Origin of the sequence: Stenotrophomonas sp. CASM106 (assembly GCF_049384825.1) — a bacterium.
GTDB classification, from domain to species: Bacteria; Pseudomonadota; Gammaproteobacteria; order Xanthomonadales; family Xanthomonadaceae; genus Stenotrophomonas; species Stenotrophomonas muris.
In genome coordinates, this window is the sequence record NZ_JBMRFS010000001.1 from 325,785 (window position 1) to 339,075 (window position 13,291).

At 59.5% G+C, this 13,291-nt stretch carries 12 protein-coding genes; 5 read left to right on the top strand and 7 right to left on the bottom strand.

Annotated elements, in window-relative coordinates; translation table 11 throughout:
• The first annotated feature begins 6 nt into the window (after positions 1-6).
• Together VG556_RS01515 and VG556_RS01520 are read left to right on the top strand one after the other, a co-directional pair.
• Positions 7-1,068, top strand: a complete 1,062-nt coding sequence (locus VG556_RS01515; protein ID WP_100450054.1) for an XdhC family protein — start codon at positions 7-9, stop codon at positions 1,066-1,068.
• A complete protein-coding gene (locus tag VG556_RS01520) occupies positions 1,044-1,670 on the top strand; it encodes a nucleotidyltransferase family protein (protein WP_100450053.1) in 627 nt (208 codons plus the stop codon). The genes VG556_RS01515 and VG556_RS01520 overlap by 25 nt, the downstream gene beginning before the upstream one ends.
• 9 nt (positions 1,671-1,679) lie before the next feature.
• On the opposite strand, the gene VG556_RS01525 is transcribed toward VG556_RS01520, so the two are convergent.
• The 3 genes from VG556_RS01525 to VG556_RS01535 form a co-directional block, all read right to left on the bottom strand.
• On the bottom strand, positions 1,680-2,180 hold the full coding sequence (locus tag VG556_RS01525) for a hypothetical protein (RefSeq protein ID WP_100450052.1): 501 nt from the start codon (positions 2,178-2,180) through the stop codon (positions 1,680-1,682).
• Positions 2,181-2,537: a hypothetical protein gene (locus VG556_RS01530; protein WP_049439759.1), complete on the bottom strand. Its 357-nt coding sequence runs from the start codon at positions 2,535-2,537 to the stop codon at positions 2,181-2,183.
• A gap of 455 nt (positions 2,538-2,992) precedes the next feature.
• On the bottom strand, positions 2,993-3,748 hold the full coding sequence (locus tag VG556_RS01535; RefSeq protein ID WP_111144296.1) for a tetratricopeptide repeat protein: 756 nt from the start codon (positions 3,746-3,748) through the stop codon (positions 2,993-2,995).
• Between the two features lie 165 nt (positions 3,749-3,913).
• On the opposite strand from VG556_RS01535, the gene VG556_RS01540 reads away from it, so the two are divergent.
• The 3 genes from VG556_RS01540 (at position 3,914) to VG556_RS01550 (ending at position 7,418) form a co-directional block, all read left to right on the top strand.
• The gene (locus tag VG556_RS01540) at positions 3,914-4,630 is read left to right on the top strand and encodes a hypothetical protein (protein ID WP_111144259.1); all 717 of its coding nucleotides are present in this window, start codon (positions 3,914-3,916) and stop codon (positions 4,628-4,630) included.
• A 129-nt stretch (positions 4,631-4,759) separates the two neighbouring features.
• Positions 4,760-5,356, top strand: coding sequence for a hypothetical protein (locus VG556_RS01545; RefSeq protein WP_202909966.1), 597 nt, complete (start codon positions 4,760-4,762; stop codon positions 5,354-5,356).
• Between the two features lie 319 nt (positions 5,357-5,675).
• Complete coding sequence (locus VG556_RS01550; protein ID WP_100450050.1) at positions 5,676-7,418, top strand: hypothetical protein; 1,743 nt, start codon at positions 5,676-5,678, stop codon at positions 7,416-7,418.
• Positions 7,419-8,009: 591 nt separating this feature from the next.
• Here the strand turns inward: VG556_RS01550 and VG556_RS01555 are convergent.
• From VG556_RS01555 to VG556_RS01570, 4 genes are all read right to left on the bottom strand, one after another.
• Entirely contained in the window at positions 8,010-8,555 is a 546-nt protein-coding gene (locus VG556_RS01555; RefSeq protein WP_126412179.1) for a hypothetical protein, read from the bottom strand.
• Between the two features lie 826 nt (positions 8,556-9,381).
• The gene (locus VG556_RS01560; RefSeq protein ID WP_157806056.1) at positions 9,382-10,428 is read right to left on the bottom strand and encodes an ATP-binding protein; all 1,047 of its coding nucleotides are present in this window, start codon (positions 10,426-10,428) and stop codon (positions 9,382-9,384) included.
• 22 nt (positions 10,429-10,450) lie between these two features.
• A complete protein-coding gene (locus tag VG556_RS01565) occupies positions 10,451-12,301 on the bottom strand; it encodes a hypothetical protein (protein ID WP_024956856.1) in 1,851 nt (616 codons plus the stop codon).
• Entirely contained in the window at positions 12,294-13,010 is a 717-nt protein-coding gene (locus VG556_RS01570; protein WP_049401583.1) for a hypothetical protein, read from the bottom strand. Before VG556_RS01570 ends, VG556_RS01565 begins: the two co-directional genes overlap by 8 nt.
• Positions 13,011-13,291: the final 281 nt, after the last annotated feature.

Genomic DNA, 13,291 nt, shown 5'->3' on the forward strand with positions numbered 1-13,291 from the left:
GTGCGCATGGACCGACCCGTAGCCTCGCCCACTCTGGAGGTCTCCGCCGCAGGCGGAGGGGAGCCCGGCGATCTTGCCGAGGACCTGTCCGCAGCGCCGGGCTTCCTCGCCGAAGGCAGCCCGCGCGGCGTGCTCGAGACGGCCTTGACGCGCATGCGCGCGGGGGAGCACGCCGTGCTCGCGCTGGTGCTGGAAACCGATGGCTCCACCTACGCCGGTGCCGGCGACATGGTGCTGTTCTGCAACGGCGGCCAGGTCGGCTGGCTGAGCGGCGGATGCCTGGAGCCCGAGCTCGCGCGACGCGCGGAGCAGGTGAGCGCGGCAGGGCGGGTCGACTGGATCGAGATCGACACCCGCAGTGACGACGACCTGTTGAGCGGATCCGCGCTCGGCTGCCGCGGCCGGCTTCGGATTGCGCTGCTGCCATTGCGTGCCATGGCAGGCATCGACGACGTGATCGAGGCTTGGTTGCGCGAGGGCGTGTCACTCCAGCGCGACCTTCGCACGTCGGGGCAGGTCGTTTTCCGTGCCGGCCATCGCGAGCAGGCGTGGCAGCTGCATCCGATGGAGGGTACGCAGCCCTTTGGCGAGGGTGCGTGGCGTTTGCCGTTGCCCCGGCTTCCGCGGGCCCTGGTGTTGGGGGGCGGTCCCGAAACGCCCTTCCTGGTTCCGCTGCTGCGCGGCCTGGGGTGGCGGGTCAGCGTAGCCGAACGGCGAGCGCGCTGGGCCTCAGCCGGGCAGTGCGCGGATGCGCATCTTCAGACCAGCCCGGCCGAGGCCCTTCATGGCGACTGTTGCGACGCGGCACTGGTGATGCATCACGATTTCGAACTGGACCGGGAGGCGCTGGTGGCCCTGGCTGATACCAACGTCGCGTTCATTGGACTGCTGGGTCCGCGGCGAAGGCGCGAGGACCTGTTCAAGCTGCTGACACCGGATCAGCGCCACCGCCTTTCCCCCAGACTTCGATCACCGGTCGGCCTGAGCATCGGCGGCCGAGGGCCAGAGGCGATTTCGCTCAGCATCGCCGCGCAGCTGCAGCAATGGCGAAGCGCGCACGGCAGGTGACTGACGCGCATGCGGTCGTCGTGCTTGCTGCCGGCGGGAGCACCCGACTTGGCCAGCCCAAGCAGCTTCTCACCCGGCAGGGCGAGACCCTGGTACACCGCGTGGTGCGATTGGCGGGGGAGGTTGCGCCAGCGCAGGTACTGGTCGTGGTGGGCGCGAACGCACAGGCCGTGACATCCAGCGTTGCCGGGCTGGATGCCACTCCGGTAACCAACCACCACTGGGAGCGTGGCCTGGCGAGCAGTCTGCAGGTTGCCGGCGCACACCTGCTGCCCACGGTGACCGCGGTGATGATCGTGGCATGCGACCAGCCCGCAATCGAGAGCTCGCATCTGCAGGCGCTGCTTTCGGGTGCCCGCGCCGCAGCGTCAACGTGCGCGGGCACCCGCCACGGAAATGCGCTTGGCGTTCCCGCAGTCGTGCCGCGCGCCTGGTTCACCGCTGTCGGTGCATCCGGTGACCGGGGCTTCGGAGCGCGCCTGCGGCAACTTCCTGTCGATACGGTGCATGTCCTGCAGGCACCGGAACTGGGCCTGGATATCGATACGCCAGAAGATCTTGCGCGTGCGCGCGATGCGGGCTGGATCGATGCCGGGAGGTGACCCGCATGGTCACTGGGCCAATGCCTGGCTCGCAGGTGACCAGTGTGGGCCACATCGCGCGCCCTCAGGCACCCCGCCCCCGAACATCTGCAGCACCCGATCCGACAGAACAGGTTCCGGCACGTCAGCCAGCACCTGCTCCAGATAGCCCACCGGCTCCAGCTGCCATTGAAGCAACGTACCAAGCTGCACAACGGCGGGCGCCCGCTGCTCCGCGTCCAGTGAGACCTGCAACAGCAGATGGTGCGAGCGCCCCTCCAGCCACAGCACGGGTATGCCCCGGCAATGAACCTGGAACTCGGCATCTCGGCGCCGCTCGACGAACTGGAAGCCCTGTCGTGGCTGAGACTCCACGAACTGCATCGCCTGGCGGCGCAGTTGTGAGAGTCGATCGTCGTTGATGTTTTGGAACGCGACAGGCGAGGGCGCCGGCGTCGCCGGCCACTGCGTCCGTGCCGCAACCACCACCACAAGACAGAGCGCGTTGGCCGCCCAGCGGCACCACGCCACTCACCCCTCCGGATGCAGGCGCGTACTGGCGTGTGCGGTAAGGCCGATGCCGGCCATGATCAGGCCCTCCATGACGCGAGGGCCAACATACTGCTCCAGCTCGCCGTTCTCGCGGGCGCGCTGCGCGGCCAGCAGGATCTCCAGCACCACCCGAAGGCCCGCCAGAGAGCAATCGGTATCTGCCAGGGCGATGCGTCGGCCGGGCATCTGATGGCGTTCCGGCCACGGCTGGCCATCGGAGGCGGCGCCCGAGCCGATACTGTGCAGCAGGGCGATGAGGGTGTTCGGGTCCAGCGCAGGGCCATTCGCAGGCGTGTCGCGAATCGGGTGCGGGGCAGGGGAGTGGGGCTGGGTCATGGCTGGGCTCCTTGCGTGCATGCAGAAGCCGCCACCGATAAAGGTGGCGGACGGTGCGAGGTTCGAAACCCGGTGTTCGCTAAACCGGCAGGCACAAGGCCTCCACGCACCGCCCGCCATAGCCGGCCGACGGATTGCCAGCCGGCACCACACAGGGTGATGCCGGCTGGCAAGCGTTTACTTCAGCGAACTACCGGGGTTTCGAATCCCGGCCACCTGTTTTCGGTGGCACGGAGAGGAATACGCCCGGCTGTGCGCGATGCCAATGCAGTAAGGCCGATGCCGTCACCACATTCAACATTTTCAGAATCCTTGCATATGGCGCAACGGGCCTGGAGCCTTGCGCCGCAAGGCTGTTGTCGATGTCGGCGGTGCACGCCTGACGAGTGTCGGCATCCGCCCGGCGAGGCCGTGAGCGAGGCGGATACGACAGAATTGCCAGAGGCTGCCAGGCGTCAGTAGCCCTTCAACGCGACCTTGGTTCGCTCCAACCATGCGGCATTGTGGCTGCGCGCGTGCCGCGACCAGTGCTGCGCATCGTCGATGATGCTGGCGAACAGGCTGCGGGCTTGCTCACGATCGTCGGGCTGCGGCTGCGCCATCAACCATTCGGCGTACAGGCAGCGAGCGGCCGCATCGTTTCCGCATTCGACGGCGCGCTCGAACGCGGCGCGGGTGCCGGGCGCTTGGGCAGCCGCCAGTGCCTGTGCGTAAAGCAGGGTCTGTTCCGGCTTGCGGCGCACATCCGGATGGCGGGCGAACAGGCCGTCCAGCGTCTCCGCCGCACGCGCGGGCTGCCCGGAATCGAGGCGGGCACGGGCAAGGCCGGTCAGGATGTAGGGATCGTCGCCCAGCGGCGAGCTGGCTGCCTGCTCAAGCAGGGTTCTGGCTTCCTCCGCCTGGCCAGCATCCAGCAGTGTCATGCCCAGGCGAACCCGATTCTGCACGGTGGGCGTACGCGCCAGTTCGGCACGCGCGTTGCGCAGGTCCTGGCCCTGGTCCATGAGCTGCTTGGCGGAGCGGATTGCCTGCCGCGCGCCGCGCGAGTTGCGGGCTTCCGGGAAGTAGATCGCCAGGAAGTAGACGATGCTGCCTAGCAGTGGGAAGGAGAAGAGCAGGATGAGCCAATAGAGGCTCTGGCCCGAGCGGATGGCGTGCACCGCGAAGTAGATGGCCGCCAGTATGTGGAGTCCGATTCCGATATAGGGCATGTGTGCCGCCTCGTCCTTGTGAGGGGTGGAACTATAGTGGGGGAGGGGAGGGGCGCCAATGGGCGGGGTGATCGGGCGTGACGCGTCACGTTAATAGAGTGGGTTCTGCGAGGTGGAGCGCTGCATGCCACTATGTGGCGGGGCTGCATTGATGGAAGGGGATACATGGAACGTACGCAGAAGACGCTAACGATGGCTGATGTTGCTGGATGGGGTTCGGCGCTCATCACGTTCGGGTTGATTCAAGGGGCCTTTTATCTGAAGGCGTATTGGGGGCACTTCGGCCTGGATCCCTTTCAGTTTGTCGCCGTAAGCGAGCTTGCGCTGGCAGGGCTTGCGGGGATCGGCATGGTGTTGTTCTTCATACTGATTGCGCTGCTGCTTGGAGGGTGGGTCGAGGGGAAGGTGACAGCGACGCCGTCCCCAGCCAATCTGCTGATGTGGCTGACCTTGGCTCTTTGTCTTGTTGGAATGGGCGCCTTGCTTTGGTGGTCCAATGCCTGGCCAGTTTTGATAGGTGTGGCGCTGACGGGCATATGTGCAATGGCAGTACGCCTGTCCCCAGTGTTGCCGGCCGCCGTGAAGAACTCGCCGTGGCTGGTCTATGCGCTCGTGATGATTGTCTATGTCCCGATCTCGTCAAACTGGCTTGGCTTCGAACGCGCCAAGGCGATTACTTCTGGCAGCAGCAAGCACACGGTCAATGTGACCATTGATGAGAAGGTGCAAGGCAGCCTGGGCTTAGTGGGGCGTTTGGGTGACAGCTATGTGCTTTGGGACCCGGTACAGAAAGCTGCAGTTCTTGTGCCAGTGGAAGACGTGAGTAGGCTGGAGATTGCGCAAAAATCCGTTCCGCCTGCCAAATCAGCTCAGTCGCGATAGGGGATTTTATTGGGAGTGTCGAAGACATCATGTTTCAAGCCGACTGCGCTGGTACGGGGAATAGGCCAGAATCAAGGCTTGAGATCGCACTTGGCCGACGACGCCACTGACTGATGGCATTTCCCGTTGATGAACTCTGCAATGGGTGACAATCTAGCTGGAACTACCTCAGGCCTCAAACGGATGATCGAGTCAACTTATTGGCGGCAAGAGCTGCGCGCAGAAGTGCTGTGGCTTAAGCGGCATCGAAATTATCGAAGATGGTCCGAGAAGCAGCTGGTCCTGTATGAACGCCGTCTAATGCTAGTAGCCTTCCAGGTCCGCTCCTTGCTTGAGCGCCCCAAGGTCAACGATTGTGCTCGAAGCGTTCGACTACCTGCAATTCGCTACAAGAAGATCGGCATCAAGCCATTCACATTTTTAGGCGCAGGATTTCCGGAAGATCGATTTGATATTGCGAACCCTGAGGCTGTTGATCTAGGCGTTCTCGATGTTTGCAATCAGCTTATTCACTACTATTGGATGCAGACATGGTCAGAGGGCACTGAATTCAAGGGCATGCTCGTCTTCTCCGACTACATGCGGCACAAGTGGGCCTACGAATTCTTGATCGAAGACCTTATATGCATCTTCAGCGTATTTGCTGATGAATCGTCTGCGGCCACCAGTATCAGCTTTGAGTGGAACGAGAAGAGGCAAGACTACGTGACTCACTTCGCTCGTTGATGGCGAATGGCACGGCACCTAGCCATTGCTCCGCAGCATTTCTTCTTTACGCACCTTTAAGGCAATAGGCTCTTAGCTGGGCAGGGAAGTCCTGGCCGGGCAGGGGGTTAGCAAGATCTATCGGGGTAGGTAAGGGGCTCTGTCGAACCGTAGCAGACAGGCCACTCTGAGGGCTCGAGGCGATCGGCGTTTTGGGGATGAGCGCCTATCGCGCCCTTGAGGAATTTATGGCGGCGCGTTCTGGCTATCTTTTGTTGCAATGAAGGCCTGACACGCGATAGTTGGACCGAAGGCTTACGTCATTCACAGAGAGGGGGCGATGATTAAATCTGTAGCCATAGAGAACATTAGGGGCATCAAGGACTCCACGTTTCAACTCGACATTATTCCTAACAAGCCTTCACTCCTTGTCGCTCCAAATGGATTCGGCAAAAGCTCGCTTGCCGCGGCGTTCGCCGCGCTCAAGACCAAGAGGTTAGAGCTTCCAAAAGATCAGTTCCACCTTGGAGATGAATCGCTCGCCCCAAAACTGACCCTCACGATTAGGAAGAATGGCGAAATTTCCACCCTCGTTGCAGATGGGGGCTGCAACGGAATTGCGGCATCCTTTGATGTCCATGTGATCGCCAGCCGGCTTCGGGCGAAGGTCACCAAGCACAACTTAGGCAGGTTCACGACCGCAACAGCGTCACTGGATATCAGCGACTTGGTGCTGGTCCAGACCATTCCCGCCAAGGCAAAACACGCCTACGACGTAACGGAGATGCGCACTCGCTTTGGGCCATCCGGCAAGGCCTTCCAGAACCTCAGCAAGACACTCGGGAACCCAGCGCTAGCCGACGGCTTGATTGATCTGTATGGCGTGATGGACAAGATGACGGGTGTCCGCATTCAAAATGACATAGAAGAGGTAACTGCGTTGCTTCAGGCTCAGGCCGGAACCGTCGACGAAATACGAGCATGGGCTAGTGATGCCCTCGCGCTACGCCTTGAAGCGATCGACGCCGTCAAGGCGTTGGCTGATCTCTTGGCGATGGCTGCCGGCCCCGCCCAAGCCCGTATCGACGCTCTGCTCTCGGGCCTGCAAGTGGCGCTGACCTACCTAGGTAACAAGAAGGCCTTCAAGGAAGCGTGCAAGTATCTCTCGTATGTCAACGAAAAGGAGAGCTTTGAGGACATCATCAAGGCGTTCGGTTCCACATGGAAGAGGGTCAGGCCTGCTGAGCGCAGTGGGAGTCTCGTCGTCTCCTTCCCGCCAGCCCTGCATATATCTAATGGCCAGCGTGACTCTCTGTGCTTTGCGGCGGAGCTGAGGAAGATTGAGCGATCCATCTCGTCGCGCGACATCATCCTCGTTATTGACGAGGTGTTTGACTACCTGGACGACGCCAATCTCGTAGCGGTTCAGTACTACATCACCAGGCTTATCAAGAAGGTCCGCGAGAAACAAAGGAACATGTATCCATTGATTCTTACGCACCTGAATCCTTACTACTTTAAGAACTTCACGTTCGCTAGTCAGAAGATCTATTTCCTAAAGAAGTCCAAACCGACCATCAACAAGGACTTTCGCGCCCTTATCGCAAAGCGTGAAGATCCATCCATTAAAGAAGACATTGGCCGCTATTATCTGCACTATGATCCGTCGCCGGTTGACGTAACGGCACAGTTCCAGGCTCTTGGCCTGAACGAGTCCTGGGGAGATTCGATCGCATTTCATGCTTACACAGAAGCGGAGTGGAACAAGTACGTCAACGAATCGGACAACTATGATCCATTTGCCGTCTGCTGCTTTGTTCGTGTCAGAATTGAGAAGATTACCCATGACGCGATCCAAGGTCAGGCTCGGAAAGCGGATTTCCTCGACAAGTTCATCACGAAGAAGAAGCTGGATTTTGCCGTCGAGAACGGTGTCGACGTTGACGACACGATCTACCTCCTGGGAATTATCTACAACGAGGGCATGCACGTTCACGAAAACGTAGATGACAGTAGCCCCATTGTTTCTAAGCTGGAGAATCGGACTATTCGCCATATGCTCATCGAGAGCGTAAGGGAGTAAGCCGCTCTTGTGCCTGGCAGGCGGTGAGCGACAGCCAGGCCAGATATTCGGGAAGCAGCTCGCGGCCTTCGGGCGTGATCAGACGATCACCGAGGACAGAAAAACAAGCCTAAGGGCCGGTCAGTCAATGCGGTGGTGCGGGTCGAACTCAATCATGCCGCGATCTCATCCTTGGCCGGGGACTGAGCGCGCAGGCAAGAGCCGAGTGTCTGCCGCACCGAAAACGCCCGGCCTCTAACGCATTGATTGTAGAAGATATGGATGGGGTGAGCTTAGCCTCTTCCTGGCAGCTTCCGTCCACCAAAGATGCCCGATATTTCCGGAAGTCCACCAAAGATGCCCGATATTCCCGGAAGTTCACCAAAGACGCCCGGCATTTCCAGAAGTACATAAATAACGCCCAACAGTTCCGGAAGCCCATAAAACACGCCCACGACTGCCGGGGGTTCATTAGAATTGCCAATTAGCCCACGCGGCGGCAAAGCCTCCCCTTGTGTTGCGTACTCGCATGAAGGCTACTGCCGTTCGCAGTCCGGCACGAGACAGTGCCGTTGCCCCAATGATGGCAAAAATTGCTAAGAACTGCCTGCCTTAGGATTTCTGCTGGATTCTAGCTGTTTTTCGAGGTGTCACCCAGGCGACCCGGACTTCTCTCAAGGAACGGGCGGAACCCTGAAGCTCGATGACCGGATACCCACCTGAAGGCAGTACATCCTTCGGATTCAGCTTGAACACCCTTGCAAGCGTCAACGCCAAGCCTTCCTCATAAGCGGTTGCCAGAACCCACACAAGCGCGTCGACCAAGGCGGATCTTCCCTTAATGCTGTCCAATACCGAAGCGACGATTACGGAAGGGGACCTATCCGGCTTGTCGTTCGCGATACCAAAGGCCGCAGCGGCCAGCTCCAGCGCTGTGCCGCACGCTAACGTTACCATCGGGTCGACAACCGAGAGATTGAGCCAAGTCGCGCCGCTGGCAGAAACACCATAGGGAGCTAGGAACGACTCGTGCCGCTCTACCTCAGTGGGTCCTTGGGTGTCGTAGTGCGTTGAGCGGAAGCTCAGGACAGATAGGCCTTCAAGTCCGACCCTGGCGCATGCCGCTGCAGTGGCCCGCGTCAAAGCATCGTAGGCCATCAATGGGAGCGGAGCGCACATGAGGCCCGAGTTGCCGCCAATCATTGCCCAGCCCCAGAACGCCCCTGGCTCCGGATCGTCAGCGGATGGCTGGAAAGCCTCATACCTTACGTGAGCATTGCCATCGTCCTGGTGGACGGGCGGCATAGGAGTCGTTCTATCAATCAGGCGCGCCAGAGCTGAAGGCCAGCTTTGCGCATCACTGGGGAAGTGAATCACTCGGCCTGCCCGCTGGCGTGATGCCCAATGAAGGTAGTCATCCACCCACTGCGACACTTCACGAGCGGGAAATTGCCTGACGTCCAGTAGCGCTGTGTGGGCGTCGATTGGCTGAAATCCACAAGTACAAGTCCCGAGACCACCGGAGTGGTCAAAACTGGTGCCCAGCGTCCTTCCGCATGCCTCGCAGTGGCTGATGAGCTTCTCGCCATGCCAAGGGCACGCAGAGATGGAAGGAAGGAGAAATAGTGAACAATGGTAGCCGTGAAGTGCGCATGCGGGGCACCGCATATATGGAAGCTCACTACCCGCGAGAAGTCGAAGTGATTGAACTGGAAGCCACGCGGCCGGATTCCATAGATTCTTCGTTGTGACGTCACGGACTTCGATGGCTGACGCAAAAGTATCCTGCACCCGGCCCGGCAGAAGCAAAGGGCGGAGCATGGAGCGCCCAGTCTTACGCCTCACCCCCATGATCATGAGTTGCTCACTTGTTGGCATGCCCAGTGCAACGATCCGCTGCAGCACGCCGTAGCCCGATATGTATGGATAGAACTCATGCTCTGCGCCGACAATCCGAGGCGTAGAAGGATTTACGGCGCGAGAGCTATTCATTGCTTCCCCCTACCTGGTTTGCCGTATTCTGTATCTTCTCAATGATGGCGATTGCCTTGTCGGACATCTTCTCGCGCATGCGAATGAACTCGGTTCGCAGGTACCCGACATGCACAAGCGCAGCACGGACGTCAGATGGAGTGAAGCGTTCGAAACTCTGCTGAAACCAAGCGTTCGTTAGCAGATTCCGCACGGTCGATGTGAAGGAGCACATCGGCCAGCCACTATGTTCGGGAAGTCCCACCTCCCTCCGGAGGGCGGACACAGCATCGCAAATCATCTCCGTTTCAGATTCCAGCCGCCATCCGCGATCAAATGCGTCGGTGGCGAAGTATCTAGAAAATGGCATGTCCTCTGTCGGCCACCATGCTGCGCCGTCGTAGCGCGACAGGGCATGCCTGACCTCATCTCGCGCCGCAAGAGGAAGAAATGGGGCTGAGTCCAGAAACCACCGGCGAACAACATGTGACGGATGGTGCTGCCACATGTCGCCAAGCTCGATGCCCTGCTGGTCACTTTGGTACACAAAGACCAAAAAGAGAGTAAGCTTGTCCTTGCTCATCAAGTTATCAAGATCTTCTAAGCACTGAAACTCAAGATTGGTGAGCCGTTGAGCACTGTCGATGAACAATACGTACCTGCGTACGTCGGCGTGCCCACACGCGGCGCGCATGTGATTGTGTATTCGTGCCCTCAGCTCGTGAGGCCTGGCCGATGACCAGCGCGGCATTCCCAGTTGATGTGAAAGCGCGTGCCAGAAGCTCAGCGGGCTCCTGCATGCATCTGAGGTTGCGACGATTGCCCTGGCCACACCTGCGCGGCGTCCGTCCTCCACGAGCCAGCGCCAGTCGGTTTCGACTAGATAGTCTTGCGCCGTGGATTTGCCAACCCCGCTCTCTGAATAAAGAGAGCACCCATGATGACCCTGCTGAATGTTGTACAGAACGAAATCCGCCATGCGTTCGACAGGCTTCGTGTTGATACGGTAGCCAGACTCAATGAAAAGTGGATGGTCGGGGTCAAGGCGACGGACGGCCATGATGGCCTCCGCAAGGTCCGATCTAGTCATCAAGATTCACCTTGCCTCCCCGGGGGACTCTTACCGGGATGTGAGCTGGCTGGGACCGAATGTCGGGCAGACGGCCGAAGTGCAACTGCTGCAAGCGCGCAAGTTGGTCGACTGCGGGTTGGGACGTGTCTGCAGTAGATCGAAGATGCGCTATGAAGGCTTCAATTGCACACTCCACGCCAGCGATTGAGAAATCACTGCGCTGTTTGGACCAACGACAGATGATCCTTCGCGTCCTCTCGTCATGCGGCGCGCGCGACCAAGGCGCTCGCGCGGTAGCCACTCCGAATGGCACGGTGGCACTTTGAAGTAGCACGATTGAACGAAGATCGCGCCTATTCACGCGCGCAAGAATCCTGGTGCCAATCAGTCCCCATTTATCGTTAAGGGAAGGGGATCGGTAGTCCGCATACAAGTAGGTGACATGGGGCAACTCCCCATTATCCTTGTTGCCTTTTACGGGCAGGCTTACGATTGTCGAAGCCATATCTGCAGCATCCAGGCCACAGGTTTCCGGCGCAAACGCAAACGCTGACTCTTTGCGATTCGTGAGATACGCTAGCGGCGTCATCTGTCCGAGTGCGGAGTGAGGCGTCGCGTTGTAGTTGGCTATGATGACGTCCAGGAGCTCCTCGAGAAGGTGCATCTGGATGGGATGGGCATCCGGAGAGAAGTTGCTGATCCTGATCTTGTTTTCCCCCAGCCGTTTGGCGGGCTCAAAACCGCCGGGGATCTTACGCAGCGCACCACGTTCCAAGCGCGAGAAGAATTGCTCTACAATGGGTCGTGAGCGCGGTGTGTGCGACTTTCCGAAGATCATCACACCTCCCCGAGCCCTGCAGAATGCTGCTTCGAGTGCATGGGCCGAGTGCGCAAGGAAGTTGTCCAGTGCGACAGCGGCCGAGCGCGTGACTATCGGCGTTGCTGCCTGATAGACGGGCATTCCAGCGCCAGGTGCGTAGAAGAGGTCCGGGATCGTCAGGTCCCTGGGAGCCCAGGGTTCCATTGACTTGGACAAGCAGAGCGCTACATCAAGATTGTCATAGCTCTGGCCGACACAGAGAAGCCATCCCGTTACCGCCCTGGATTCAGTCTCTATTTCGATGAGAAGCCATAGCCGTGACACTTTGCGCGTAACACGCGCGCCATTGGGCATATCGATGGAGATCTTGCATTCAACATCGATTTGGTGCGCGTCAAACTCCGTTCTGGCGAACAGGCCCATCCGTACTGCTTGCTCCAAAGCGACAGGAGCGTTCGATGCCGATTGAGGTTCATAAAGGTCCACGTCGGCTACTGCCGACTGCCGCCGCTTGAGCAAAGCAAGCAGCGAGCGCTTCCCCTTGCCAGGATCGTTCAGGGGGAATTTGTCCTCCAGGTTGTGCTGCTTCAGCTCCGCAAGGACTCGTTGGTGCAATTTTACGAACGCGCTTGGAGGGCGGCCCGGCGGCAGATGGGTTGCAAAGCCATCGATCAAGGCTTTAACACTTGGCACAGCTTCGGAGACTTTGTGCCACGCAAATCTTCCTGGAACCAGCGGCAATTCCGCGGGTTCGAAGGAAAGCTCAGTCGAGTAACTGCCCCATGGAATGCATACGCGAAATCCGTGCGGCATGCCATCGTGGGCTATCGTGGGCGCTTTCATTGCCATGCGCTTCAGGCGTTTGTGGCAGATTCCATATCTCCGGGATATAGCGGTGATGGTGGAACGGCCCAGAAGCAAGGCGGTGAGTGCTTCCTTGGCCACGCGGAACTTGGAGAGATGATCTGGTGCAATATCAACCGGATGTGGGGAGTACCACTCGTCGAGTGTCGCCTGATCATAGATTTCGTACCTAGCCATGACGCACCTCCACGAGGGCATCCGGATCCCCTGGGCGATAGTCCACGAGTTGTACGCGGCCGGTGTAGACGAGGCTTGCCACTGCGCAAGCCACTGCGAACCGGGCCTGGCCCGTCTGCAGTTGTAATGCGCTCATGGTGAGGCGCTCAACGTTCTGGAGCATGTCCTCAATCCTCACTTCCAACTGCCTGGCCCCCGCGATCTTTGCATTGGCCCAGACAAGCGGAAGTAGTTCGTAGGCAACAGCGACCTCGCTGGCGCGAGATGCCAAAGAGTTTTCGTGGACAAGTCGCAATACGAGCCCTTGATTCAAGGCCATGTGGATGAGCTCGTCATCTGCGGGAAGCTTGACTAAGCCAACGCTCAGTGAAGCCACCCGTTTTGTAGGGATTACAAACTGGTAGTGCTGGGTGCCATCCCTCCGCCCGACCCAGAAGCTCAACTCAAGGTCGCGCTTCTCGCCTACCGTGATTCGACGCGGCCTCTCAACATACATCTCCACCTGGGGGTCAAATTCGAGCATCAGCGCCTGGCAAAAGTTGACCAGGTCGGCCACCGTTACGGTCCGCCCATTCTTCGGGGACTGAAATACAAAGATTTCGCGGCGGTCGCGCTTGCCGCGTGCTAGCTCGAGAGGGGAATGGGGCAGATGCCCCTCACGGCGGTCTTCGTCCGTCGGTTTGGCGGTCGCGCTTTTTCCTGCGGTCATCATCCTGCTCCTCAGCCGTCGGCTTGCGAACGTCTGCCCGGTCTCGAGATTGGAACAAGGTGCCCATTCAGGTTCGCCTCCGCCATATGAGATGGGGAGGAAATGGGCGCACCCCTCCGCGCGAACGGGAAGTCGCTTGACTTTGTCAAGGAAAAGGGTGAGCCTCAGGGTACAGGCTGAGTTTCACCACCATCTGCTCCAACAGATGTCACTTGCCCCCGCGCCAACGGGGGCAAGTCATTTCCAGGGTTCGGAGATGTTAGTTTCCGGCTCTTGGTACT